This window comes from Caballeronia ptereochthonis (genome assembly GCF_001545075.1).
GTDB classification, from domain to species: domain Bacteria; phylum Pseudomonadota; class Gammaproteobacteria; order Burkholderiales; family Burkholderiaceae; genus Caballeronia; species Caballeronia ptereochthonis.
Map to the genome: position 1 here is coordinate 52,322 of NZ_FCOB02000018.1, position 22,817 is coordinate 75,138.

At 62.3% G+C, this 22,817-nt stretch carries 27 protein-coding genes and 1 pseudogene; 12 read left to right on the forward strand and 16 right to left on the reverse strand.

Translation table 11 applies throughout. The features are described 5' to 3' along the window. Positions 1-160: 160 nt before the first annotated feature. Both AWB83_RS19575 and AWB83_RS19580 read right to left on the reverse strand, forming a co-directional pair. Positions 161-301, reverse strand: a pseudogene (locus AWB83_RS19575) (alpha/beta hydrolase); the annotation flags it as partial. Between the two features lie 71 nt (positions 302-372). Continuing rightward, positions 373-720 (reverse strand): DUF4148 domain-containing protein, encoded by a 348-nt coding sequence (locus AWB83_RS19580; protein ID WP_087047274.1) that lies wholly within the window; start codon positions 718-720, stop codon positions 373-375. A gap of 552 nt (positions 721-1,272) precedes the next feature. Between AWB83_RS19580 and AWB83_RS19585 the strand changes: the two genes are divergently transcribed. Beyond that, positions 1,273-1,650 carry a DUF3331 domain-containing protein gene (locus AWB83_RS19585; protein ID WP_087047275.1) on the forward strand — a complete coding sequence of 126 codons (378 nt, stop codon included), beginning with the start codon at positions 1,273-1,275 and terminating at the stop codon, positions 1,648-1,650. Between the two features lie 122 nt (positions 1,651-1,772). Here AWB83_RS19585 and AWB83_RS19590 read toward each other — a convergent pair whose 3' ends face one another. From AWB83_RS19590 to AWB83_RS19600, 3 genes are all read right to left on the reverse strand, one after another. Further along, positions 1,773-2,033 carry a hypothetical protein gene (locus AWB83_RS19590; RefSeq protein ID WP_087047276.1) on the reverse strand — a complete coding sequence of 87 codons (261 nt, stop codon included), beginning with the start codon at positions 2,031-2,033 and terminating at the stop codon, positions 1,773-1,775. Between the two features lie 281 nt (positions 2,034-2,314). After that, positions 2,315-3,016 (reverse strand): SDR family NAD(P)-dependent oxidoreductase, encoded by a 702-nt coding sequence (locus AWB83_RS19595; protein ID WP_087047277.1) that lies wholly within the window; start codon positions 3,014-3,016, stop codon positions 2,315-2,317. Between the two features lie 107 nt (positions 3,017-3,123). Further along, positions 3,124-4,023, reverse strand: a complete 900-nt coding sequence (locus tag AWB83_RS19600) for an SDR family oxidoreductase (RefSeq protein WP_087047387.1) — start codon at positions 4,021-4,023, stop codon at positions 3,124-3,126. 99 nt (positions 4,024-4,122) lie between these two features. Here AWB83_RS19600 and AWB83_RS19605 point away from each other — a divergent pair, with 99 nt between their 5' ends. Continuing rightward, the gene (locus AWB83_RS19605) at positions 4,123-4,950 is read left to right on the forward strand and encodes a helix-turn-helix transcriptional regulator (protein ID WP_087047278.1); all 828 of its coding nucleotides are present in this window, start codon (positions 4,123-4,125) and stop codon (positions 4,948-4,950) included. Between the two features lie 199 nt (positions 4,951-5,149). Here the strand turns inward: AWB83_RS19605 and AWB83_RS19610 are convergent, their stop codons facing one another. Then, a complete protein-coding gene (locus tag AWB83_RS19610; protein WP_087047279.1) occupies positions 5,150-5,410 on the reverse strand; it encodes a hypothetical protein in 261 nt (86 codons plus the stop codon). A gap of 439 nt (positions 5,411-5,849) precedes the next feature. On the opposite strand from AWB83_RS19610, the gene AWB83_RS19615 reads away from it, so the two are divergent. Then, positions 5,850-6,581: a sigma 54-interacting transcriptional regulator gene (locus AWB83_RS19615; RefSeq protein WP_244197806.1), complete on the forward strand. Its 732-nt coding sequence runs from the start codon at positions 5,850-5,852 to the stop codon at positions 6,579-6,581. Here AWB83_RS19615 and AWB83_RS19620 read toward each other — a convergent pair. Beyond that, positions 6,559-7,272 carry a TetR/AcrR family transcriptional regulator gene (locus tag AWB83_RS19620; RefSeq protein ID WP_087047280.1) on the reverse strand — a complete coding sequence of 238 codons (714 nt, stop codon included), beginning with the start codon at positions 7,270-7,272 and terminating at the stop codon, positions 6,559-6,561. The two genes, AWB83_RS19615 and AWB83_RS19620, sit on opposite strands and share 23 nt — an antisense overlap. Positions 7,273-7,472: 200 nt before the next feature. Between AWB83_RS19620 and AWB83_RS19625 the strand changes: the two genes are divergently transcribed. Beyond that, the gene (locus AWB83_RS19625; protein ID WP_087047281.1) at positions 7,473-8,672 is read left to right on the forward strand and encodes a GGDEF domain-containing protein; all 1,200 of its coding nucleotides are present in this window, start codon (positions 7,473-7,475) and stop codon (positions 8,670-8,672) included. 31 nt (positions 8,673-8,703) lie between these two features. On the opposite strand, the gene AWB83_RS19630 is transcribed toward AWB83_RS19625, so the two are convergent. Beyond that, complete coding sequence (locus AWB83_RS19630) at positions 8,704-9,345, reverse strand: DUF1109 domain-containing protein (protein WP_087047282.1); 642 nt, start codon at positions 9,343-9,345, stop codon at positions 8,704-8,706. Continuing rightward, positions 9,342-9,893, reverse strand: a complete 552-nt coding sequence (locus tag AWB83_RS19635) for a sigma-70 family RNA polymerase sigma factor (RefSeq protein WP_244197814.1) — start codon at positions 9,891-9,893, stop codon at positions 9,342-9,344. Before AWB83_RS19635 ends, AWB83_RS19630 begins: the two co-directional genes overlap by 4 nt. Positions 9,894-10,215: 322 nt before the next feature. Here AWB83_RS19635 and AWB83_RS19640 point away from each other — a divergent pair, with 322 nt between their 5' ends. From AWB83_RS19640 to AWB83_RS19650, 3 genes are all read left to right on the forward strand, one after another. Then, positions 10,216-10,854, forward strand: coding sequence for a cytochrome b/b6 domain-containing protein (locus AWB83_RS19640; protein ID WP_087047284.1), 639 nt, complete (start codon positions 10,216-10,218; stop codon positions 10,852-10,854). Between the two features lie 18 nt (positions 10,855-10,872). Further along, complete coding sequence (locus AWB83_RS19645) at positions 10,873-11,649, forward strand: molybdopterin-dependent oxidoreductase (RefSeq protein WP_087047285.1); 777 nt, start codon at positions 10,873-10,875, stop codon at positions 11,647-11,649. 68 nt (positions 11,650-11,717) lie between these two features. Next, positions 11,718-11,966, forward strand: a complete 249-nt coding sequence (locus tag AWB83_RS19650; RefSeq protein WP_087047286.1) for a pentapeptide MXKDX repeat protein — start codon at positions 11,718-11,720, stop codon at positions 11,964-11,966. A 77-nt stretch (positions 11,967-12,043) separates the two neighbouring features. Here AWB83_RS19650 and AWB83_RS19655 read toward each other — a convergent pair whose 3' ends face one another. The 7 genes from AWB83_RS19655 to catA form a co-directional block, all read right to left on the reverse strand. Continuing rightward, a complete protein-coding gene (locus AWB83_RS19655) occupies positions 12,044-13,105 on the reverse strand; it encodes a class I SAM-dependent methyltransferase (RefSeq protein ID WP_087047287.1) in 1,062 nt (353 codons plus the stop codon). A gap of 147 nt (positions 13,106-13,252) precedes the next feature. Beyond that, positions 13,253-13,657, reverse strand: coding sequence for a RidA family protein (locus AWB83_RS19660; RefSeq protein ID WP_087047288.1), 405 nt, complete (start codon positions 13,655-13,657; stop codon positions 13,253-13,255). Positions 13,658-13,695: 38 nt separating this feature from the next. Next, entirely contained in the window at positions 13,696-14,472 is a 777-nt protein-coding gene (benD, locus tag AWB83_RS19665; protein ID WP_087047289.1) for a benzoate diol dehydrogenase BenD, read from the reverse strand. Further along, positions 14,469-15,491: a benzoate 1,2-dioxygenase electron transfer component BenC gene (gene benC, locus AWB83_RS19670; protein ID WP_087047290.1), complete on the reverse strand. Its 1,023-nt coding sequence runs from the start codon at positions 15,489-15,491 to the stop codon at positions 14,469-14,471. Before benC ends, benD begins: the two co-directional genes overlap by 4 nt. Before the next feature lie 45 nt (positions 15,492-15,536). Next, a complete protein-coding gene (gene benB, locus AWB83_RS19675; RefSeq protein WP_087047291.1) occupies positions 15,537-16,025 on the reverse strand; it encodes a benzoate 1,2-dioxygenase small subunit in 489 nt (162 codons plus the stop codon). Continuing rightward, entirely contained in the window at positions 16,022-17,380 is a 1,359-nt protein-coding gene (locus AWB83_RS19680; RefSeq protein ID WP_087047292.1) for a Rieske 2Fe-2S domain-containing protein, read from the reverse strand. Before AWB83_RS19680 ends, benB begins: the two co-directional genes overlap by 4 nt. A gap of 111 nt (positions 17,381-17,491) precedes the next feature. Continuing rightward, a complete protein-coding gene (gene catA, locus AWB83_RS19685; RefSeq protein ID WP_087047293.1) occupies positions 17,492-18,427 on the reverse strand; it encodes a catechol 1,2-dioxygenase in 936 nt (311 codons plus the stop codon). A gap of 256 nt (positions 18,428-18,683) precedes the next feature. Between catA and AWB83_RS19690 the strand changes: the two genes are divergently transcribed. The 5 genes from AWB83_RS19690 (at position 18,684) to AWB83_RS19710 (ending at position 22,793) form a co-directional block, all read left to right on the forward strand. Then, positions 18,684-19,607, forward strand: a complete 924-nt coding sequence (locus tag AWB83_RS19690; RefSeq protein WP_087047294.1) for a LysR family transcriptional regulator — start codon at positions 18,684-18,686, stop codon at positions 19,605-19,607. A gap of 103 nt (positions 19,608-19,710) precedes the next feature. Continuing rightward, positions 19,711-20,838 carry a muconate/chloromuconate family cycloisomerase gene (locus tag AWB83_RS19695; RefSeq protein WP_087047295.1) on the forward strand — a complete coding sequence of 376 codons (1,128 nt, stop codon included), beginning with the start codon at positions 19,711-19,713 and terminating at the stop codon, positions 20,836-20,838. Between the two features lie 65 nt (positions 20,839-20,903). Then, positions 20,904-21,182: a muconolactone Delta-isomerase gene (gene catC, locus AWB83_RS19700; protein WP_087047296.1), complete on the forward strand. Its 279-nt coding sequence runs from the start codon at positions 20,904-20,906 to the stop codon at positions 21,180-21,182. A 75-nt stretch (positions 21,183-21,257) separates the two neighbouring features. Next, the gene (locus tag AWB83_RS19705; protein ID WP_143750079.1) at positions 21,258-21,575 is read left to right on the forward strand and encodes an AMP-binding protein; all 318 of its coding nucleotides are present in this window, start codon (positions 21,258-21,260) and stop codon (positions 21,573-21,575) included. 375 nt (positions 21,576-21,950) lie between these two features. Next, positions 21,951-22,793: an ABC transporter substrate-binding protein gene (locus AWB83_RS19710; protein WP_087047297.1), complete on the forward strand. Its 843-nt coding sequence runs from the start codon at positions 21,951-21,953 to the stop codon at positions 22,791-22,793. Positions 22,794-22,817: the final 24 nt, after the last annotated feature.

Consider the following 22,817-nt stretch of genomic DNA (forward strand, 5'->3'; position numbering starts at 1 on the left):
TGCGCGGCGGCGTCATTGCGACATGCGCGGCCAACCAATATATATGACATTGACGAGAGAAACGGCAAGAACGTCCGGCGGCCCGGCGTGACTTCAAAACGCAGACGAATGCGCGCGGCTGCCGTGCACCCTGCACGAGAGCCGCGCGCGATGGCTTCTCTTACTGCACCGCATGCTTCGCGGCATCTTCGATGACCGCCGCGACCTGCCTGGGCTTCGATTCATACACGGAATGGCTCGCGCCCGGGATGACCGTCATGTGGCTGTGCGCGCGCTCGTGGTACCAGCGCTCCAGCCGAGGCTGCTTGCAAGATACGCTTCATGAAAAGCGCCGCTTGGGCGAATGAGGGATCAGCGATCCGGGTAGGTGGATCAACGGCCGAAGTACGGCTGACAGAAGTCGATCGGACCGACGCACGAATTCTTCGTCGCGGCGTGCTTCGATACGCCCGATGCGCCCGTGCCGCTCCGCGTGCCGCCATATGCTTGCGCCGCGATGCTGCCGCCTTGCTGCGCGGCGACCTTCGCTTCCGCTGACTGAATATCGGACGGGTAGTACGGATCGCTTGCGAGCGCCGGGTCATAGCCGGCCTTTTCGACGGCGACGAGATCGGCGCGCACTTGCGCACGCGTGACCGGTCCGTTCGACTGAGCGAATGCCAACGCCGGAGCGGCAAGCGTGGCGGCGGCGAGGGTGAGGCAAACGAGATGCTTCTTCATGGTGAACTCCTTCGATGAATGATTGGCTATCCGAAACAAGTAGGAATGTCGAACTCCTTTACCGGGCGGAGAGCCGTCGCATCGTGCGATGCTTGTTGGTCCATCTCCGTATCGCGACCCTGACGGAGATTTATCGGCTCGCTCGCCCGGCGACTACACCTACGAAGGAACGGGCGGCCACCAACCAACGTTGCGTCGGCTAGACGTTCGCATGGCGGATGTGTCGATCGAGAGGGCGTCGGAGTGCATCGGATCCGCCGCGCGAATGAGGCCCGTCATTCCGGCGGCTGACGCGCTCATACGAAGGTGTTGGCTCTTCGCGATGTCCGTTTGGCCGAGCGCCTTGAGCAGATGAACGGTAGCGTCGAGTCGGCGCGAATCAAACCTTGATATAGGTTGACGCAACCATTGGGCGAGGTCTTCAACCGTATGTACGGCTAGGCGGGTTGTTTCCGGCTGATTAACTTTGAGTCATCGCGTTGACGGTCTTGTCGGCGCCACGCCGAAATCCTGAGCGAACTCATCCAAGCAATCCTTACAAGGAGCCGAAACATGGCTGAAGCCGCAATCGCCCTCGATCCGTGGACCCAAACGATCTTTCAATTGACTTCATTGCATGAAGGCGCGCGCATCGAGGCGCCGTTGCTCGGGCGTCCAGTCGCTCAGGCCGGTGACCGTCGCGTCGCCGTGAAGCTGATCGAGCGTCCCTCGACCACCACGGTCACGATCGAATGGCGCGACGCCACGCACTGCTGCTACGGCGATCAGGTGTGGCGAGCGATGCGCGCGCGCAACGCGGGCGTGTGCGCGATGAGCGGTTGCGCGATCCGTCCGGGCGATGCGGTCTATGCGCCGAATCCGCGGCCGGTCCCGTGCAATGCGGGGGCGATGATCCTTGCGTCGGTGCTCGATCAGGCGACGCCGCTTTAAGATGCCCCGAACAAGAAAACACCGCCTTGCGAGGCGGTGTTTCGTGCGCAGCGCGAAATCCTGCGGCGGCTGGAGAGAGGAGACGGAGGTACCCCGCCCCTTCTCCCTTCGAAGCGATGGCTTTAGAGCTTCACGCCTTGGAGCAGGCTGCCCACGCTGGCGAGCGACTTCGTGACGTTGGTCACGTCGACGTCGGTGTGCGTCGAGGCATCCACTTGCGTGACCGGCGCGACATTGGTCTGCGGGCTGGCGAAGGAGACGCCGCCGCCCTGGAAGTTGGAGTTGATGCCGTTGTTCTGGAAGATGCTCGTACCGCCCACGATGGCGCCCATTTCGGCACGGTCGAGTTCTTTGCTAACGGCCAGGTTGTCGATCTTCAGCATGATGAATCTCCTAATCACTCGGTTGGTTGGATGAGCACCAATCGTTGCGCTCGCAGCTACATTTGCGAGAGCCGTGCCAGGCGGGTGTAGAAGATCTGCTCGGTTAACCTAATGCCTTGTCGATAAAGGGGAATCCGCGATACACATGCGATTTTAGACCGATTGTCGAAGCGCCGATGCCAAGCGATATGTCGGCTTCACGAAGACAAGTCATTCGAGGCCTGTCGGTATCCGGCAAACAGAATCGTGTTCTGCGTCTCGCGTGTGCGAACGAGATCGCTTCAGAACTTCTCGACCCAGGGCCGCAGCTCCATTTCCCAGGTCCATGCGCTGCGGTGCTGACGCAGCACGTCGATATAGCTTTGCGCAATCGCATCGGGGTCGAGCGTGCTGTCCGGCGTGCCGGACGCATCGGCATGATGAGCGGCACGCACGCTTCCGTCGATCACGAAATGCGCGACATGAATGCCCTTCGGCGCGAGTTCGCGCGCGGCGCTCTGCGCCAGTCCTCGCAATGCGAACTTGCCCATGGCGAAAGGCGCGGACAGCGCAAATCCTTTGACGCCGGCCGTGGCGCCCGTCAGCAGGATCGCGCCCTTGCCTGCGGGCACCATGCGCCGCGCCGCCTGTTGCACCGTGTAGAACGCGCCCAGCGCCGATATGGCGACGGCGCGTTCGACCTCCGCGGCATCGAGTTCGGCGATCGGTCCGCGCAGACGGCCGCTGGCGTTGTAGATCACGATTTCAGGCGCACCGATGCGCGCTTCCGTCTCGGCGAAGAGCGCGTCGATCTGGCCGGCCTCGGCTGCATCGACGGGCAGGGCGATGGCCCCCGTTTCATCGACCAGCGAGGACAGTTTGTCGATACGGCGCGCGGCGATGACGACCGGAATGTTTTCCGCGCGCAGGCGTCGGGTGAGGGAGCCGCTGATGCCGGGCCCGGCGCCGATGATGAGGGCGCTGCGGTAAGGAATATCGCTCATGATTTCGCGCTCGAACGGGTGTTGGAAAGGAGGCTCTTGCCCGATCGATCATAAACGTCGGCGACAATCGGCGCGCACGGCGGTCACGGCGCCGGCTCCCGGGAGACTCATGAAGGCTGCTCGATGTAACGCGCTTCGTCGAGATCGGCGATGAGCGTCGGCCCCGTGGGCGTCCAGCCGAGACGCGCCTGCGTCGATGCGCTGGAAGCGGGCATGTCCAGCGCGACGAACATCGCCATCCACCCGAAATGCGCCTGCGCATCCTCCGCGGCGATCGACACGACCGGCAGCTTCAGGCCGCGGCCCAGCGCCTCCATGATTTCGCGGCTGCCGACGCCTTCCTCGCCGACCGCGTGATACCGCGCGCCGCGCTCGCGCTTCTCCACGGCGAGACGGTAGAGACGCACGACATCCGAGAGATGACCGGCGGGCCAGCGGTTGCGTCCCTCGCCGACATACGCGCAGACACCTTTCTCCCGCGCGATGCCGATGAGCGGCGTAATGAGCCCTTGCCTGTACGGGTTGTGAACCTGCGGCAGCCGCACGACGGACACATTGACGCCTTTTTCGAGCAACTCGTTCGCCGCCAGCTCGGACGCGATGCGCGGATTCGGATGACTCGTGTTGAAGACATCCTCGGTTGCCGGCTCGCCGTGCTCGCCGCTGCCCGCCCCGGTCCCGGAAGTGATGACGAGCGGACGAGCGGAACCCGCGAGCGCCGAACCGAGCGCGGCGATCGCGCGCTGGTCCTTGGCGCAGTTCTCGACGAAGCGCGAGAAATCGTGATCGAAGGCCGTGTGGATGACGCCGTCCGCTTTCGCGGCGCCGCGGCGCAGGCTGTCGGGATCCTCCAGGGTGCCGCGATGCACCTCCGCGCCTGCCTCGACGAGGGCTTTCGCTCCCGCGTCCGAACGGGTCATGCCGATCACCTGATGACCGGCCGCGATGAGTTCGGGAACGAGCGCCGAGCCGATGAAGCCGGTCGCGCCCGTCAGAAAGATGCGCATGGTGAACTTCTCCTTGATCGTCACCCGTGAACTATCTGGCCATTCGTTATCCCGTTAAAGTAGTGATCTCATCATAGTAAAGCGACTAACAGGGTCTTCATGTCAGTCAATACGGCCAGATCGCTCGGCGATTTTCTGAGAAGCCGCAGGACACGCCTCGACCCGGCGAGCTTCGGATTTTCCGGACGCAGAAGAACGCCGGGACTGCGCAGGGAAGAGGTCGCGCAGCGCGCGAACATCAGCCCGACCTGGTACACCTGGCTCGAGCAGGGGCGTGGCGGCGCGCCTTCGGCGGAGGTGCTGGATCGAATCTCCAGCGCGCTGATGCTGACGGATACGGAGCGTGAGCACCTTTTCATGCTCGGGCTGGGGCGGCCGCCGGAAGTCCGCTACAGGCCCGTCGAGGGCGTCAGTCCGCGGCTGCAGCGGTTGCTCGATTCGCTTCAGACCAGCCCGGCGATCATCAAGACCGCCACGTGGAATGTGGTCGCGTGGAATCGTGCGGCGGCTGTCGTGCTGACCGACTATGGCGCGCTGCCGCCCGGCCAGCGCAATATCCTGCACTTCCTGTTTCGCGATCCCGCCGTTCGCGCCAAGCAGCACGACTGGGAAAGCGTCGCCCGTTTCGTCGTCGGCGCATTCAGGGCGGATGTGGCCCGCGCGGGTCTCGTGTCCGAAGCCGCCGAACTCGTGGACGAGCTTTGCAGCGCGAGTCCCGAGTTCGACGCCTTATGGCGCGACAACGACGTCCTTGGCCACTCGGATGCGGACACGGTCAAGCGCCTCCTGCATCCGACGCTGGGGCCCGTCGAGCTGGAGTACTCGGCATTTTCCGTCGATGGCAGGCCGGATTTGGGGATGATCGTCTACACGCCGGTCGATGGTGAAATCGCCGAGCGGATCAGAGTGCTTGCGGCGAGCGCGTGAGCGGCGACACGGCTTTGGGTGAGGGAAGCGGTCGAAGTGCGGGAGACGGGGACCCGTGCGTAACGGTTGCTCCTTCTTCGCGACTGCCGATAGGGGCGTCGCTCGAAGGCGCCAGGCATTTTTCCCGGAGTCCGTGGCCGAACCGCCGGGAAGAGGAGAAGGACATACCCCGGTTCCTTCTCCCTTCCAGGCCGAGGCCTTAGAGCTGCACGCCGCCGAGGAGGCTGCCCACGGCGGTGAGCGACTTCGTGACGTTCTTCAGGTCGACGTCGGTGTGCGTCGAGGCATCCACTTGCGTGACCGGCGCAACATTGGTCTGCGGGCTGGCGAAAGAGACGCCGCCGCCCTGGAAGTTGGAGTTGATGCCGTTGTTCTGGAAGATGCTCGTACCGCCCACGATGGCGCCCATTTCGGCACGGTCGAGTTCTTTGCTAACGGCCAGGTTGTCGATCTTCAGCATGATGAATCTCCTAATCACTCGGTTGGTTGGATGAGCACCAATCGTTGCGCTCGCAGCTACATTTGCGAGAGCCGTGCCAGGTGGGTGTAGAAGATCTGCTCGGTTAACCTAAGCCATTGACTTCAAACATGAATCAATCAGCAGCGTGCAGTTTTTGATGGCCGCGAGCGTCGCCATCGGGCGGGGATGTGTTGGTGGGCCGAGCACGGATCCATGGGACGTGTCGGCGCATGGCGAACAGATCGGAGGCACCGGCTGAAACTCCCCGCCGCACGCCGTAAAACAACCCGACGACCGTTTCGAATCACAACGTCAGGAATCTTTACGGTCCGTCGTTCCGACGCCGTGCAAAATCCAGCAAAGCCCCGCCAGCCGGGGCTTTGACGCAATTGGCCCGGCCCTGGAATTTGTTGCGCTCCAGACGACTCTGGAGCCGCACATGATCGAACAAGGCCGAGCCGCCACGCTCACCCACACCGTCACTTCCGCGGACCTCGCGCCCGCCCACGCTCAGGCGGCGGGCGAGCGCTACCCGGAGGTGCTCTCGACGCCCGCGTTGCTCGCGCTCTTTCTCGACGAGATCTCGGAGTTGCCCATCGACGTGCAGGCGAAGCTGCTGCGCGTTCTGCAGGAACGCGAAGTCACGTGCATCGGCGACACGCCCGGCATTCCGGTCGATGTGCGCATCATCTGCGCGAGCAATCGCGATCTCGCGTCGATGGTCCTCGCGAAGACCTTCCGCGAGGATTTGTACTACCGCTGCAACGTGATCGAGATCACGACTCCGCCGCTGCGCGAGCGGCGCGAGGACATCCGCGCGATGGCGGAGTTCTTCCTCGCGCGCTATTGCACGCGCATGCACAAGCCGACGCCCGAGATCGCCGAGCAGGCGCTGCTGCAGATGGAGTCGCACGACTGGCCCGGCAACGTGCGCGAGATGGAGAACCTCGTCGAGACGATCGTCAATTTCAACGAGGGCGAGCGCATCGTCGATGCTTCGTCGTTTCTCGGCGGTGCGTCTGTCCCGCAGGCGGGCAGTGCGTTGGGAAGCGGAGCGCGTCGCGATCGAAGCCGCGCTCGAGGCGTGCAACTTCAACGTGACGAATTGCGCGAAGCTGTTCCGGCGTGCATGGCGACAGCGACACGCGCTACTTCACCTTGCCAGGCGTGATCTGAACGTGGTCGATGGCCGCCGCGACGAGTTCATCGGCGTTGCGGATGCCTTGCGCCGACGCGGCCAGCGCATTGAGGCGCCCGTCGATCAGCAACAGCGCGAGTCCGTGCACATGGGCCCAGGCCGCCGTCAGCGCGACGGCGCGTGTCGCGTCCATGGAGCCGAAGGCTTCCTTTCCCGAAGGCGCCGACGCCGGCTCTTCGTCGAATACGCTCGCCAGCGCGAGGCCTGCCGCTTTCCGGGCGTCGATCAGCGATGGACGGTTCGAGTCGAACATCTCTCCTCTCGACATGAGCCTCATGAGATCCGGATTCTTCTTTGCGAAGGCGATGTAGCCACGAGCGATGGCCTTGCGCCGCTCCGAAGTTCCCTGCGCGCCTTCGGCGTGAGCGGCGATCGAAGCCGACAGCCGCATGAACCCGGTCGCCGCCAGTTCGCTCAGCACACCGGCGGTGTCGCCGAAGTGATGTTGAGGCGCCGTATGCGAGACGCCGGCCTCTCTCGCGATCGCTCTCAGCGTCAAGCCGCCGATTCCCTCGCGCTGGAGGACCACTTCCGCCGCCGCCAGCAATGCCTGCGGCAACGAACCGTGGTGATAAGGCCTGGTTTGCTCGTCGCCAGCCGGCCTGGCGGAAGTCTTTTTCGCGCGTGGCTTTCCTGCCGCACGGCGTGCATTCGTGTCGCTCATGACCGCCAGTCTTTTCCCGGTTTTTACAATGGAAACATGGTGACCGGTTTGCCTCTGGATGTCAAAGCGGATGAGATGATTCGGCGCTTCGAACCTTGGCGCGAGAGCATCCTGAACGAGCGGCGCCTCAAGACCTCGATTTGCCGGTCGTTAACCAGTCGTACGGCAAAGTCTCCAGGGAATATCGGGCAAGCGAGAGCATGCATGTCGATCTTATTACCATCTACCTCCTGGCGATCGGAACGCTCCTCGCCAGTTGCGGAATGACGCTCTGGGAGCGTCGCACTCACCCCCGGCGCAAGCGGGAATTAGGGACACTGGCAGCGGGATACGCCACGCTCGCAGTCGGCTGCGCGACGGTACCCATACGCCATGATCTGCCGGGCGTGACGGGATCCGCGTTGAGCAATCTCGTCATCGTCACCGGCTATCTGTTGATCCTGCGCGGTGTCGCAGTCATGAACGGCCGGCAGTATCGTGCATTGTCGGTCGGGATACTGCTCGGGCTGGCGCTGGCATGGGTCATCGCAGGCACGCGCCGGGAAGTTCCCATGTGGAACTACGTAAGCGCGATTCCGATCGCGGCGGCATGCGGCATGGCGTCTCGCGAGCTGCTGCGAAGCGACGGAGCGAAGCGGGCGCAGGCGAAGGACATCGCCGCAGTCGTGTCGGGCGGTCATGCGCTGTTCTATGCCGCCAGAGCGTGCATCCTGCCTTGGGTGGCGACATCGTTTGGACCGGGCATGTTGTCGGCCATCGCGAAGTTCACCGTGTATGAGGGTGTCCTGTATTCGGTCATTCTGCCGATGACCTTGCTCAGGCTCGTCCGCGACGAAGCTCACGGCGAGCTTCTGAAGGAATCGCGGACGGACTATCTGACAGGCCTTGGCAATCGCAGATGGTTTTTCGAAGAGGGCGCGCGGATCGTCCGCATTAACGAAGCCTCCCGGCCGGTTGCTCTTCTTGCGCTCGACCTCGACAACTTCAAGACGATCAACGATCGATACGGCCACGATGCGGGCGACGAGGTGCTCAAGTCATTCGCGAGAATTGCGAATGACGTGCTGGGACCGGAAGCGATGTTTGCCCGCATCGGCGGCGAGGAATTTGCCGCCGTGCTTCCCGATCACGATCGCGTTCGGGCGAAAGCGATGGGCGAGGCCGTTGCCGCACGCTTCGCGCAGACGATCTCTCACGGCGCCGGGGGCGTCGAGATACGGGCGACGGTGAGCATCGGCCTGGCGCAGTCGGGAGCCGAAGCGGCCACGCTGACGGACTTGCTGGCCGCCGCCGATCGGGCGCTATACAGCGCGAAGTCGCTCGGCGGTAACAGGGTTGAACTCGCGCAGTCCGCCCCGCCTCCGCCAATGGCTCTCGATGGAGTCGCGTGTGGAAGTTGAGCGCGATTTGACTCGCGCCCGGGACTGCACACTACCAGCGCAACAGCCTGGGGCCCAGCCACGCGCCGATGGCCGCCGGCATCAACATTCCGATGGCGTACCACACGCTCCAGAAAGCCGGACTCATCTCGGGACAATGCAGGCAGTACACGATCGTGGCGGTCGAGCTCGCGAGCAGGCCGGCAACGGCGCCCGCGAGCCGCAGACGCGTCGGCGCGAGGAATCTGACCGCCCAGATCACGGCGGGGAAGGTCGGCACGGAAAGAAGCAGGATGTTGAACGGACACGTGCGCCATGACTCGCCCAGCACGAGCGGCCAGCGTCCGGCCGGCGTTGCATCGTCGAGCACCAGCAGACCCGCAACCCATACCGCGACGAACGGCAATGCGATGAGCGCCCACGAATAGCCGGCACGCGCACCGGGCCGGCCGAGGCGCATGACGGCGAGCATGGCGCCTGTCGCGATCGCGAGCGGATACGCGAGCTTCGCCCAGAAGACGCCGGTGCGGATCACGCTGCCGATATCGTGCCGCACGCCGAACACGATGCTCATCAATATCGTCGAGCCCAGTGCGCCCAGCAGCAGCGCCTCGGCGAAACGGCGCGCAACTGCCAAGCGGTCGACGCGCGTCACCTGATTCGAAAGGAGGCTGATCAGCTCGTCGGTCTTCATCGACGCCCCCGGATCTTTGCAGCAAGCGCCTTGAGGCCGCGGTGCACGCCCACCTTGACGGCCGATTCGGAAAGCCCCGTGATGCGCGCGGTTTCCGTCACCGACAATCCTTCGAGTTTCATGTGAACGATGGGCAAGCGCTGCTTGTCCGGCAGATGCTCGAGCAGTTTGCCGATGTCATGGCGCGCGTGGGCGGGCTCGTCGTAGGTCGCGGCGAGGATGTCCTCGTGATCGTCGAGCGGAGTGTTCAACCATTCGCGGCGTGCGTGCGAGCGAAAGAAATCCATCAGCTTGTAGTGCGCGATCGCATGCAGCCAGGCGGTCAGCGGTTCATCCGGGCGATAGGTATGACGCGCATTGTGCACCGCGAGCAGAATCTCCTGAACGAGGTCTTCGACGTCATCCCGATGATGCGGAATGCGCTTGCGCAGATAGCCGCGCAGATGGCGGGTGAGCGCTTGCAGAAAGCCGCGATAAGCGTCCTGGTCTCCGTCGAGTCCGCCAATGAACAACGCTTTCAGACGGCTTTCCGCATCATCTTGCGACATGGTTCCTGTATGAGCGATACGGCGGGACGATGACCCGGGCAAAGCGCTCTCGGCCGACGACGCGAGCGGCACGCCCGGTTTTAGATCGAGCGTTTCAGAATAGCCGAAGCTGTGATGCGCCGCAATAGCGCCGTCGTGATCCATCGTCGTCCGTCTCCTGTCCTTCGCTAGTTCGCGCTTTCGCGGCTGCGGGTTACAGCGCGCCGTGATTTTTCGCGCGCCAAAGGAACCGCTCGACGAGACGCGCCTATTCGGCGAAAAGCTGTAACCAGCCGGGCGTCGGCAGCGAATTGACACGTAACCGAACATCATGGTGACTCACATGGAAACGATGAAAGCGCCACTTGCTTCAGCGCCGGAGAATTCGCGCCGCGGTACGCCGATTCATCCGCTCTGGCTGCGCGTCACGCACTGGATCAATGCTTTCGCCGCGCTGATCATGATGTTTTCCGGGTGGCGCATCTATGACGCCTCGCCCGTGTTTCGCGAGTTCGCCTTTCCGCCGTCGATCACGCTCGGCGGCTGGCTCGGCGGCGCGTTGCAATGGCACTTCGCGGCGATGTGGCTGCTGGTGCTCAACGGCATCGCCTATATCGCGCTCAACATCGCGAGCGGCCGCTTCTCTCGCAAGTTCTTCCCGCTTTCGCCGCGCGCCGTGCTGCACGATCTCATCGCCGCGTTGAGCGGCAGGCTCTCGCACGCGGATTTGCGGCAGTACAACGCGGTGCAGAAGCTCGCGTATCTCACGGTGATCGCCGATCTGCTCCTGCTCGTGCTGTCGGGGCTCGTGATCTGGAAATCCGTGCAGTTTCCGCTGCTGCGCGAATTGATGGGCGGCTACGACAACGCGCGCGTCGTGCACTTTTGCGCGATGGCGGTGATGGCGGCGTTCGTTGTCGTGCACGTCGCGATGGTCGCGCTCGTGCCGCGCTCGCTGCTGACGATGCTGCGCGGACGTTGACCGCGCCGGGGACACGCCATGAAGACCAACGAAAAGCGAATCATCCAGCTGGATCGCGCATCGATTCTCGCGGACGCGCGCCGTGAACTGGACATGCCGTCGCGACGCCTGTTCGGCAAGCGCATGCTGACCCTGGGCGGCCTCGCGCTGCTGACCGGTTGCTCGATCACCGACGAGGACTCGGTCAACAAGTTTCTGACGGCGGTATCGCGGCTGAACGATCGTGCGCAGGCGCTGCTCTTCGATCCGCAACGCCTGGCGCCGACCTATACCGAGGCGCAGATCACGCGCCCATTTCCGTTCAACGCGTTCTATGGCATCGACGACGTGCCCGAAGTGAACGGCAGCGACTATCGCCTGAAAGTGAGCGGTCTCGTGACCGGACAGCGCGTGTGGTCGCTGCCGGAGCTGTACGCGCTGCCGCATGCGGAGCAGATCACGCGGCATATCTGCGTCGAGGGCTGGAGCGCAATCGGGCGCTGGGGCGGCACGCCCTTCTCCGAGTTCCTGCGCCGCACGGGCGCGGATACGACGGCGAAATATGTCGGTTTTCGCTGCGCGGACGACTACTACGAGAGCATCGACATGCCGACGGCACTGCATCCGCAGACGCTGCTCACGTTCGAATATGACGGCGAGCGCTTGCCGGCGAAATACGGCTATCCGATGAAACTGCGCATGCCGACCAAGCTCGGCTACAAGAACCCGAAGCACATCGTCGAGATCTTCGTGACCAACACGTATCCGGGCGGCTATTGGGTCGATCAGGGCTACAACTGGTTCGGCGGCTCCTGAGCGTCGCGCCTTGCATTCGGTCCGGTCTGTCACCGGACCTCACCTTCCACCCACCAAGGAGAGCAACAATGAAACGACTGATGACGGCAGTACTCGCGGCGGCACTGACGATGGGTACATCGGCTGTGTTCGCGCAGGCGAGCGGCACGATGTCAAATGACGCGATGCCGCACGATTCGATGAAGAAGGACGACATGTCGCACGATACGATGAAGAAGGGCGCCATGTCGCACGACACCATGAGCAAAGGCGACAAGATGAAGAAACACGACGCGATGGGCATGGACCATCCTGCGTCCGGTTCGATGTCGCAGTAGACCTGACGCCGCGAGCGACACCGGGCGTGCATGCGCGCCCGGATCGACGTCCTTCATGGCGACGGCTCTCTCGTGAATCACGCCTGCGCCTGAAAGACGAGATTGAACGGAGTCTGCGTGGCGCGCCTGAAGCGGGTGAAACCGCCGGCGGTCACGACTTCCCTGAGCCTCGCTTCGCCTGCTTGCGCACCCAGGGCCCTTCGTCCTTCCTGCGACAACGACGCGCCCGTGCAGATCATCGTGGACGCCGAGTAGAACACGCGTCCCACCGGATTGAGATTGTCTTCCAGCCGGTCGTTCGCAAAGGGCTCGACGATCATCCACGAGCCGTCCGGCTTCAGCGAATGCAGCACATGCGCTGCAGCGCCCGTGGGATCGCCCATGTCGTGGAGGCAGTCGAAGAAAGCGACGAGATCGTAGTCCGTCCCGGGGAATTGCGTAGCGCTGGCTACTTCGAACGACACGCGATCGTCGACACCTGCCTCTCGCGCCGACTCGCGCGCTCGCAGGATGGACGGCTCGTGGTAGTCGAAGCCAATGAACTCCGCGTTCGGATACGCCTTTGCCAGAAGAATCGTGGAAGCGCCGTGTCCACAGCCTACATCGGCGACTTTGGCGCCGGATCCCCTGAGCACCGCGTCGACACCGTCGAGCGCCGGAATCCACTCGTCGACCAGATGCGCGGCATAGCCAGGGCGAAAGAACCGCTCCGTGCCTTTGAAGAGAGAAGGGTGGTGCTCGTGCCAGCCGACGCCGAGGCCCGTCCGAAACGCCGCCTCGAGCTTGGGCAAGCTTCGGAACATCGCTTCGGCGCAGTCGCAGAAGCCCGGGATGAAGGTCGGGCTGGTCTCATCGGCGAAGCACATCGCCATTTCGTTTTCGAGCTGGTAACGGCCCGTTTGCGCATCGTACGCGATGAAGCCCGATGCTGCCTGCGCAGCCAGCCATTCGCGCACGTAACGCTCGGCAAGGCCCACGTGCTCGGTGATCTCCTCCGATGTCATCCAGCCTTGTTCCGCCATTGCCTTGTACAGGCCGAGCCGGTCTCCTAGCGCGATGAGTGGCGCGGATGCCACTGCGCCAAACTCGCCAACCATGCGCGCCATGAAATCCTGCACCTTCTGTTCGTCGTATTGCATGCGCCACCTCCCTTGACGAAGCGAGAATCGATCTGACGAATGGCGATACGCGGCACCGTCATTATTGGGTTCAGCTCGGTGGGTGCCGACCTCGTCCTTTCAAAGTATAGGAAGAGGGAACGCAGGTGAAAGGCGATCGACAACGAACTATTCGGATTCCGGCAGCACAGCGACGGCCTTGATTTCGACGATGTATCCCGGCGTGCCGCCGAGCATGTGCGCTCCCACCGCTGTCCAGGCCGGCAGCGGATCCGTATCGAGATAGCGATCACGCACCTTCATGAACAATGGCAGATCGCGCATATCCGTGTGGAACGTGGTGAGATCGACGACGTCGCTGAGCGAAGCACCCGCGGCCCCCAGCACCAGTTTGAGATTTTCGAAGGCTTGCACGATTTGCTCTTCGCGATCTTCAACCAGCTGCATGGCCGCGTTGCGGCCAATCTGGCCGGACACGTAGATGGTGTTGCCGACCCTGACCGCCGGTGCGTAGCGAATCTTCTCGTAGACAGCTTCCATTCCTGCGGGAATGACGGCTTGACGATCATTCATGAAATGCTTCTCCTGCGCGAACTCGTGGGGTTCATGGGTCAGCCCGTATCGCCGCCGGCAACGGGCAACACGGTTCCGGTGATATAGCCTGCCTCATCGGACGCGAGGAAGAGGATCGGTGCGACCTGTTCGTCGATGCTGCCGTAACGTTTCAAGAAGGTGGATTCGGTGACCTGCCGTACTGCTTCTCCCATCCAGGCCTGCTCCTGTTCATTGTCGCCGGATGCGTTGCGCGGGACCCGTCGGGGGGGCGCGGTGGTTCCGCCCGGCGCGGTAGCGACCACGCGGATGTTCTGCTCCGCGTATTCCATCGCCAGCGACTGGGTGATCGCGTTGACGCCACCCTTGGCGGCCGAGTACGGTACGCGGCGGATGCCTCGCGTGGCATTCGACGAAACATTGACGATCGTACCGCGACCGCGTGCGAGCATGTACGGCAATACCGCATGACAGGCGTAGAGCGTGGGCATCAGCGAACGGCGGATTTCCGCGTCGATCTGCGCCGGTTCGAACTCGGCGAAAGGACGCATGCGAATCGCGCCACCGACACCGTTGACGAGAATGTCGATACCGCCGAATTTCCGCGCCGCGAAGTCCATCGCCGATTTGGCGCCATCGTACGTTTCGAGGTCGGCCACGAAACCCGCCGTTTCCGCGCCCTTCGCCTCCGCGGCGACTTCGGAAACGAAATCCGCCCGATCGACGAACAGCACGCTCGCGCCTTCGGCAGCGGCGCGCAGCGCGACGCCTCGGCCGATGCCCTGTGCCGCGCCGGTGACGACCATGACCTTGCCGGCAAATCGTTGCGTATTCATGCGCTCACCGGTGCGACGTTGGGAGTGAACTTCTCGTAGTGGAAGCTGTTGGGCTTCACGCCGTTGTCGTCGAAGTGCTTGCGCACCGCATCGACCATCGGCGGGGGACCGCACAGATAGACGTCGACGTCGCCATCGTTCATCGCCTCGGGCGGCATGTGCTGCGTGACCCAGCCTTTGCGAGGATGGCTCGATTCCGCATCGGCGACGACCGTGGCGTAGCTGAAATTCGGCAACTTCGCCCTGTATGCCTCGATCGCCTCGACCAGAACGAGGTCGAGATCCCGCGTTACGCCATAGATCAGATGCACCTTCTGCTGCGAATCTGCGCGCGTCAGCACTTCCAGCATCGACAGGAAGGGCGCGAGGCCCGTACCACCCGCGAGGAACAGAACCGGCCGTTCCACGGCGCGCAGATAGAAACTGCCGAGCGGTCCGGTCAGCTCGACCTTGTCGCCGGGCTGTGCGGATTCGAGCCAGGTGCTCATCACCCCGCCAGGAATCTTCTTGATCAGAAAACTGATCTTCGATTCTCCCGGCGCCGACGAGAACGAATACGACCGATGCTGACCGCTGCCGGGTACATCGATGTTGACATACTGGCCCGGCAGGAACACGGGCGCCTTGGCATCCACGTCGAGCTCGAGCACGACGGCGGCATCGTTATGCTGCTCGACTTTCGTCACGGTGGCGGCGAACTTGCTCTGCTCGGTCTTGCACGCCGTGGAAGATGCGGGCACGGCGATCACGCAATCGCTTTGCGGCACCATCTGGCAGGTGAGGACGAGACCACTGTCCTTCTCGTCGTCGCTCAATGCGTCTTCGATGTAGTCGTCGCCCAAATCATAGCTGCCGCTTTCGGCGCGGCACTTGCACGTGCCGCACACGCCGTCGGAGCAATCCATGGGCAGGTTGATCCTGGCGCGAAAGGCGGCATCGAGCACCTTTTCGCCTGCCTTGCATTCGACGAAGCGGGTCACGCCGTCCTCGAAATTCAGTGCAATGTTATAGCTGGACATGTTGCCTCCTTTACTTCCAGTCCAATCTCTTCCCGACGCTCGACATCAGACGTGGTAGACGTCGAGTACCTGACGGATGTAGTCGTTCTTCAGCACAATCTTCTTGCGGGAAATCAACAGGATTTCATCGACCTTGCGCAGGGTGACGAACATCGTGCCGAAGAACTGATCGGTGAGCTTGTAGCGATGATTGAGCGTGTTGAAGTTGTACCGTACGTCCACTTCATCGCCGCGTTCGGCCAGCACTTCCACGTTCGTGATGTTGTGGCTGGTGCGCGGCTCGGGCATCGAAGCACCGCTACGCTCCGTCTTGATGCGGAATACACGGTCTTCCAGGCCGCCACGGTCCGGGTAGTACATCAGCGAGATCTGGCTTTCGTGGTCATCGGTGAGCTGGTCGTCGTCGTCCCATGCCGGCATCCAGTAGGTGACGTCCTCGGCGTAACAGGCAAGCCACTCGTCCCACTGGCGGTCGTCGAGCAGGCGCGCTTCCTGATACAAGGCGGCGCAGATTTTCTGGTAGTCGAAGCTCATGCCAGTGCCTCCGCTTGTTCCTTCTTCAGCGCGTCGCGCATCACTCGCACCCAGTACTCGTGCTGGCACACGAACAGGCCCTCGTCTTCGCTGCGCTCGCCCGAGATGAGCGGCTTGAGGCCCATGTTCTTCGCATTCTCGTCCGGGCCTTCGATCCACAGCGGCGCGCCGCGCGAAAGGTCGTTCCACAGCGCCGTGATGCCCGCATAACCCGACTGGCAGGCGCGGAACTCTTCGAGGTCGTCGGCGGTGCCCATGCCCGAGACGTTGAAGAAATCCTCATACTGGCGAATGCGGGTGGTGCGGTCGGCTGCGCTCTCGCCCTTCGGTGCAAAGCAGAAGATGCTGACTTCGGTCTTGTCCACGCTGAGCGGACGTACCACGCGAATCTGCGTGCTGAACTGGTCCATCAGGAACACGTTCGGATACAGGCACAGGTTCCGGGTCTGATTGACGATGAAGTCGGCCTGCACATCACCGACGCGTGCCTTGATTTCGTCGCGGTGCTGGTGCACGGGCCGCACTTCCGGGTTCATCGTCTTGGTCCACAACAGGATGTGCCCATGGTCGAACCCGTAGACGCCGGCTACCGACTTGCTCCAGCTGTTCGCATCCACCGCCTTGGTGCCGTCGACCTTGCGGCGGCCCATCGTCGCGGCATAGTTCCAGTGCACGGTGCTGACGTGGTAGCCGTCGCAGCCGTTTTCCATCTGCATCTTCCAGTTGCCGTCGTAAATGTACGAGGAATTGCCGCGCAATACTTCCAGTCCGTCCGGCGCCTGGCCGACGATCTGGTCGATGATGACCTTGGTCTCGCCGAGATAGTCCTCAAGCGGCATCGAGTCGGCGTCGAGGCTGCCGAAAAGAAAGCCGCGATAGCTCTCGAAGCGCGGAACCTTTCTCAGGTCATGCGAGCCGTGGGTATTGAATTGCACCGGATATTCGGTGGTCTTTTCATCCTTCACCTTCAACAGCTTGCCGGTGTTGGAGAAAGTCCAGCCGTGGAACGGGCAGGTGAAGCTGCCTTTATTGCCGTGCTTGCGACGGCACAGCATGGCGCCCTTGTGCGCGCAGGCGTTGATGACCGCGTGCAGCTCGCCGGTCTTGTCGCGCGTGATGACCACCGGCTGGCGGCCGATCCAGGTGGTGTAGTAGTCGTTGTTGTTGGGAATCTGGCTTTCGTGCGCCAGGTACACCCAGTTGCTCTCGAAGATGTGCTTCATCTCCAGGTCGAACAAATCGGCATTGGTGAAGATGTCGCGGCGGCAGCGGAAAACACCGCTTTCCTTGTCGTCCTGAACGGCGCTGTGCAGCAGTTCGTCGAGCTGTCTGGCTTTGTCGATAATGGCGGACATGTGTGCTCCCCCTATGCGTGCTCCAGGCTATGGAGCTCCGGCATCGGTATCGAAGATTCTTGCGGAGATTCGAGCGGCGAGCGCGTCATGCGCCGCCGCCGCTTTGCGCGGTTACGCGGTGGCTAGCGCGCGCAGGCGATTGACGAGCTGGTTGTCCTTGCCCTGAACCGGCGAAGTGAGCTCGATATTGAATTCGATCTCCTTGTACGCGTCGGCCTTCAGGCCCAGCGCGGTGCCGCCGGTCTTTTCGACCACGTGAGGAATCAGGTCCTCGCGGGTTGCGTAGGCGAAGTCGTCCCAGATCAGCGGATCGCCTTCGATGTTGATCTGCGTGGTCAGCTTGCGATGCTTGTCGCTGGTAACGAAGAAGTGGACGTGCGCTGGACGGTTGCCATGGCGCGCGAGCGCGTCCAGCAGTTGCTGAGTCGCGCCTTGAGGCGGGCAGCCATAGCCGACCGGCATGAGCGTACGGAATTCGTACGTGCCGTCGGCGCCCGTCTTGACGGCACCGCGCAAGTTGAATTCGCTCTGCGCGCCGGTCGGGTCGAAGTGCGAATAGAAGCCCTTCGAATTCGCATGCCAGCACTCGACCACGGCGTTCTCGACGGGTTTGCCGTCCGGGCCGGTAACGGTGCCGCGGATCACCAGCGGGCCCGCATCCGCGTCGGGGTTGAGGTCGATCTTCGACACGCCATCGCGCACGGGTGCGCCGGCGACGTAGAGCGGGCCTTCGATGGTGCGCGGCGTGCCGCCGTGAATGTCCGCCTCGCGGTCCTCGGCGTCCATGCGAATGTCGAGATACTTCTCCAGGCCAAGGCCGGCGGCAAGCAGCGCGGCTTCGCCGTCCCGGCCAAGCTTGTTGAAGTAGTTGACTCCGGCCCAGATTTCATCGGGCGTCATGTCGAGGTCGTCGATGGCCTTGAACAAATCGCTCAGCAGGCGATGCGTGATCTGCTTGGCGCGAGCATTGCCTTTCTGGCTCCCGAGGTTGGTCGCGGCCTTCAGCAGATCCTGTACTTCCTTCGTATCAAAAACTTTGACGCTCATGATCTTTGTCTCCTCTTGATGTTCAGGAAAAGAAACGCTGAGGAGTGTCTGCCAAGACATCAAACTGACCGTGGGTCATTGTCTGCTCCTGAATGTCTGTATCTTTCGGTGGGGTAAACCCTCGTTTCAGCGCTTTCAGGCAATGCCTGAAAGGTATAATCGGGCGTTGAAACAGAGCGTGAAGGCAGAATAATTGACCCTCGAAGGGGTCGTCCAACACTGATTTAGTATCGGGCTATATCTACGAGGTATTGAGATGGAATTGCGGCACCTTCGGTATTTCGTGGCCGTGGCGGAGGAAAGGAACTTCACGCGCGCGGCTCAGCGGCTGCACATTGCCCAGCCGCCGCTAAGCCGTCAGATCCAGCAACTCGAGGAAACCCTTGCGGTTCAACTGTTCGAACGCAATTCGCGTCCGCTCAAGCTGACCGAGACCGGCAAGTTTTTTTATTCGCACGCGGTGCAGTTGCTGGCGCAAACGGCGGAGCTTGAATCGATGACGCGACGCGTGGGCAACATCGAGCGCAGTCTCTCCGTCGGGTTCGTGGGGTCGACCCTGTACGGGCTTTTGCCGAAGATCATTCGTCGCTTCCGGGACGAGAATCCGACCGTCGAGCTCAGTCTTCACGAGATGTCGACGACGGATCAGATCAGGGCGCTGAAGGACGGACGAATCGACGTCGGCTTCGGGCGCATCCGGCTTGAAGACGCGAACATCCGACGCGTGGTCTTGCGAGAAGAGAAGATGATCGTCGCGTTCCCGCTGGGTCATCCGCTTTCGCTGTCCAAGCCGGTCCTGGCGTTGCGCGATCTTGTCAACGAGACGCTCATCATCTACCCGAAAACGCCTCGTCCGAGTTACGCGGATCAGGTGCTTGCAGCCTTCCAGGACCGCGGTCTGAAGCCCCGGCGGATCTACGAGGTGAGAGAGCTGCAGATCGCCCTGGGGCTCGTGGCGGCGGGCGAAGGGATGTCGATCGTGCCGAGCAGCGTATATGGACTGAAGCGGGACGACGTGAACTACAAGGAACTCGACGATCCGACCCTTGTGTCTCCCATCATCATGAGCACGCGAATGCTGGACGAGTCGCGAGACATTCGCGAGATGCTCGAGCTCATCTACCGCCTTTACGAGGAAGAGAAAATACCGTACACGCCCCGCGTGGATCGGGGACGTTGAGTGCCTCATACCTCGCAGGTATGACACTAGACGTCGATGGTCTTGGACACGAGCCGGTTGTGCGCGCAATACTTCGGCAACCTATCCACTCCATCATTCCGGTATGAACGCCAAAATCACATCCGTCGAGGCGATCCTGGTCGATCTGCCGACCATCCGCGCGCATCAGCTAGCGATGGCGACCATGCAGCAGCAAACCCTGGTGATCGTTCGTCTCCGTTCGAGCGACGACATCGAGGGCATCGGCGAAGCTACGACGATCGGCGGGCTCTCGTACGGTGAGGAAAGCCCCGAGGGCATCAAGCTGACGATCGACGCCTATCTGGCGCCGGCGCTCATCGGGCAGGATGCGACGAACATCAACGCCGCGATGTCGAAGCTTAACAAGGTGGCCCGAGGAAACCGGTTCGCCAAGAGCGCGATCGAAACGGCGTTGCTCGATGCTCAAGGCAAGCGCCTGGGCGTTTCGGTGTCGACGCTTCTGGGCGGCGCGGCGCGCAGCACGCTTCCGGTTCTGTGGACGCTCGCAAGCGGCGATACCAGGCGCGACATCGAAGAGGCGGAAATGCTTCTTGCCGAGCGTCGCCACAATACCTTCAAGCTGAAGATCGGCCGCCGCACCGTGCGGGAAGACGTGGCGCATGTGTCGGCAATCAAGTCCGCGCTGGGCGACCGCGCGAAGGTCACGGTCGACGTGAATCAGGCGTGGAGCGAAGCGGAGGCGGCAATGGGTATCGCTGCGCTCGAGGCAGGCGGCATCGATCTCATCGAACAGCCTACGCCGAGAGAACAGCGCGGCGCCCTCGCGCGACTTTCGGCACGGTTCGTGGTTCCGATCATGGCCGATGAAGCAGTCACCGGTCCGGAGGATGCGCTTGAACTGGTACGCGGCGCTTGTGCCGATGTCTTCGCGCTGAAGATCGCGAAGTCGGGAGGAATCTACGGCATGATGCGGACCGCTGCGGTCGCCGACGCAGCAGGTGTGGCGCTCTACGGCGGCACGATGCTCGAGGGAAGTATTGGTTCGATCGCCGCCGCGCACGGATTCAGCGCGTTGCCTCAGCTTGCCTGGGGTACCGAGCTGTTCGGACCGCTTCTGCTGAAAGACGACATCGTAACGGCTCGACCGCAATACCGGGACTTCGATCTGCACCTGCCTGACGGTCCGGGACTCGGGCTGAGCATTGACGAGGAGAAGCTCGCGTTCTATCGCCGCGACAAGAGTCTTTGAGGCACGTCAACCATGGTCGCGAGACGCTGACCGGCGTCTCGGCCAGCACTCACTGAAGGGAAGCCATGCTCTATCTCGTAAGAATGGATGTACACCTGCCGCATGACATGCCCGCTGCGCAGGCTGAAGAGATCAAGGCCCGTGAAAAGGCCTATTCGCAGGATTTGCAGCGTCAAGGCAAATGGCAGCAACTGCATCGCGTCGTGGGCGAGTACGCCAATTACAGCGTGTTCGATGTGGATTCGCACGACGAACTGCACACGATTCTGTCCGGTCTGCCGCTGTTCCCGTACATGACGATGAAGGTCACGGCCCTCGCGCGTCATCCTTCGTCGATCCGCTGAAACAAAAGCCGCTCATTTTCACTTCACTCTGCGCAAGCACACTGCATTCATCGCCAATGGACGAGGGATGCAGTCATGGAAACGTATGGGAAACCGGCCTTTCGGTCCTATGTCGATGTCCTGCTCGATCAGCTGGAAACGTGTGCTGATCGCACGGTGCTGCACCATCTCGGCGAGGACGTGACCAGTCGCGCGTTTCGCGCGTCGATCCATCGTCATGCGGGCGCGCTTGCGACGCTCGGCATCGGGCGCGGCTCGCTCGTCGCGCTGTTCGCGCCGAACTGCCCCGATGCGCTCGCCATTCGTTACGCGACGAACCTGCTTGGCGCGGCGGTGATGTTCCTGCCCGCGTTCGCATCCGCGGAGCCCATCCGCACCGACTTCGCGACGTGACGGCGCGTTTGCGCGAACGGGACAGCCGTGTGCCGCTAACCGACCAAGGCAAAGCGGACCGCGCCGCGATCGGGCGCATGTGCGCGGTCGAATCGGAACGGCGTGTCTTGAAGGGTGTCGCTGCCACCATTCGTCTGTCGACGGCTTCCCAATTCAGTGCGATGCCGCAATAGCCGTTACCCGTCCAAAAAGCCATGCGCAATTAGGGTTCAGACTGCTTGCGCCCTCCCCGTAAGTGCCCAACACTTTGCCTCATTCCGATTAGTCAGATGCCAATCCGGTATATCGGACAAACATCGAGGGCATTGCGTTTCGGGCGCCAAATGGTTTTGGAGCCGGTTCCGTGTCCACGCCCTCCCTAAACCAGGACCAGCCATGAAGCTTGCAAACAAAGGCACCAGAGCCGCCTCTCTGTTCGTTGTGGTGGGATTGCTGGCGCTTTCCGCCTGTACAAAGGTCTCCACGCCAACCGAGGGCGGCACGGCAACGGCGGCCTCTTCGACGCTTCAGGCCGTGCTGCAGCGAGGGACCTTGCGTGTCGGCGACTGTCTGACCTTTGCGCCGTTCGGCTTCTACGACAAGGATGGTCAGCCCGATGGCTATGACGTCGATCTGGCCAAGGAGCTCGCCAAGCAAATGGGCGTCAAGCTCGAGGTGGTAAACACGACGAGCGCGAACCGGATTCCGAACTTGCAGACGAGTAAGGTTGACGTCGTGTTCTGCAACTTCACGCGCAATCTGGAGCGTGCGAAGGTGGTCGAATTCACGACGCCGTACGTCGTTGCGAGTGAAGCGCTACTGGTCAAGAAGAGCAGCGGGATTCAGTCCGTCAAGGACATGGGTAATCGCACGATCGCGACCGTGAAGGGCTCGACCAACGGCGATGAAGTCCGCTCGCTGAACATTCCCATCAAGATCCAGGAATACGACAGTTCGCAGGCCGCGATTCTCGCCGTCAAGCAAGGTCAGGCGGACGCGATGATCGAGGACAACAACTTCCTTGCGTATCAGGCGAAGCTCGATCCCGAACTGAGCGTCACGAACGAAGCTCTGGTGCCGCTCGAATACAACGCCTTCGGGGTGAAGGCCGGCGATCAGGCGTGGCTCAATTACCTGAATCTGTTCCTCTTCAACATCAACGCGTCGAAGCTCAACGCACAGCTCTACAAGAAGTGGTTTGGCGCCGACCCGCGTTATCCGCTCAACCCGCAGTTCTGAGGAGCGCGTGATGTCGATACCGCA

Coding starts and splice junctions, on each gene's coding strand:
- AWB83_RS19580 (WP_087047274.1), bottom strand. CDS start 720: ATGAAGAAGCATCTCGTTTGCCTCACCCTCGCCGCCGCCACGCTTGCC.
- AWB83_RS19585 (WP_087047275.1), top strand. CDS start 1,273: ATGGCTGAAGCCGCAATCGCCCTCGATCCGTGGACCCAAACGATCTTT.
- AWB83_RS19590 (WP_087047276.1), bottom strand. CDS start 2,033: ATGCTGAAGATCGACAACCTGGCCGTTAGCAAAGAACTCGACCGTGCC.
- AWB83_RS19595 (WP_087047277.1), bottom strand. CDS start 3,016: ATGAGCGATATTCCTTACCGCAGCGCCCTCATCATCGGCGCCGGGCCC.
- AWB83_RS19600 (WP_087047387.1), bottom strand. CDS start 4,023: ATGCGCATCTTTCTGACGGGCGCGACCGGCTTCATCGGCTCGGCGCTC.
- AWB83_RS19605 (WP_087047278.1), top strand. CDS start 4,123: ATGTCAGTCAATACGGCCAGATCGCTCGGCGATTTTCTGAGAAGCCGC.
- AWB83_RS19610 (WP_087047279.1), bottom strand. CDS start 5,410: ATGCTGAAGATCGACAACCTGGCCGTTAGCAAAGAACTCGACCGTGCC.
- AWB83_RS19615 (WP_244197806.1), top strand. CDS start 5,850: ATGATCGAACAAGGCCGAGCCGCCACGCTCACCCACACCGTCACTTCC.
- AWB83_RS19620 (WP_087047280.1), bottom strand. CDS start 7,272: ATGAGCGACACGAATGCACGCCGTGCGGCAGGAAAGCCACGCGCGAAA.
- AWB83_RS19625 (WP_087047281.1), top strand. CDS start 7,473: ATGCATGTCGATCTTATTACCATCTACCTCCTGGCGATCGGAACGCTC.
- AWB83_RS19630 (WP_087047282.1), bottom strand. CDS start 9,345: ATGAAGACCGACGAGCTGATCAGCCTCCTTTCGAATCAGGTGACGCGC.
- AWB83_RS19635 (WP_244197814.1), bottom strand. CDS start 9,893: ATGTCGCAAGATGATGCGGAAAGCCGTCTGAAAGCGTTGTTCATTGGC.
- AWB83_RS19640 (WP_087047284.1), top strand. CDS start 10,216: ATGGAAACGATGAAAGCGCCACTTGCTTCAGCGCCGGAGAATTCGCGC.
- AWB83_RS19645 (WP_087047285.1), top strand. CDS start 10,873: ATGAAGACCAACGAAAAGCGAATCATCCAGCTGGATCGCGCATCGATT.
- AWB83_RS19650 (WP_087047286.1), top strand. CDS start 11,718: ATGAAACGACTGATGACGGCAGTACTCGCGGCGGCACTGACGATGGGT.
- AWB83_RS19655 (WP_087047287.1), bottom strand. CDS start 13,105: ATGCAATACGACGAACAGAAGGTGCAGGATTTCATGGCGCGCATGGTT.
- AWB83_RS19660 (WP_087047288.1), bottom strand. CDS start 13,657: ATGAATGATCGTCAAGCCGTCATTCCCGCAGGAATGGAAGCTGTCTAC.
- benD (WP_087047289.1), bottom strand. CDS start 14,472: ATGAATACGCAACGATTTGCCGGCAAGGTCATGGTCGTCACCGGCGCG.
- benC (WP_087047290.1), bottom strand. CDS start 15,491: ATGTCCAGCTATAACATTGCACTGAATTTCGAGGACGGCGTGACCCGC.
- benB (WP_087047291.1), bottom strand. CDS start 16,025: ATGAGCTTCGACTACCAGAAAATCTGCGCCGCCTTGTATCAGGAAGCG.
- AWB83_RS19680 (WP_087047292.1), bottom strand. CDS start 17,380: ATGTCCGCCATTATCGACAAAGCCAGACAGCTCGACGAACTGCTGCAC.
- catA (WP_087047293.1), bottom strand. CDS start 18,427: ATGAGCGTCAAAGTTTTTGATACGAAGGAAGTACAGGATCTGCTGAAG.
- AWB83_RS19690 (WP_087047294.1), top strand. CDS start 18,684: ATGGAATTGCGGCACCTTCGGTATTTCGTGGCCGTGGCGGAGGAAAGG.
- AWB83_RS19695 (WP_087047295.1), top strand. CDS start 19,711: ATGAACGCCAAAATCACATCCGTCGAGGCGATCCTGGTCGATCTGCCG.
- catC (WP_087047296.1), top strand. CDS start 20,904: ATGCTCTATCTCGTAAGAATGGATGTACACCTGCCGCATGACATGCCC.
- AWB83_RS19705 (WP_143750079.1), top strand. CDS start 21,258: ATGGAAACGTATGGGAAACCGGCCTTTCGGTCCTATGTCGATGTCCTG.
- AWB83_RS19710 (WP_087047297.1), top strand. CDS start 21,951: ATGAAGCTTGCAAACAAAGGCACCAGAGCCGCCTCTCTGTTCGTTGTG.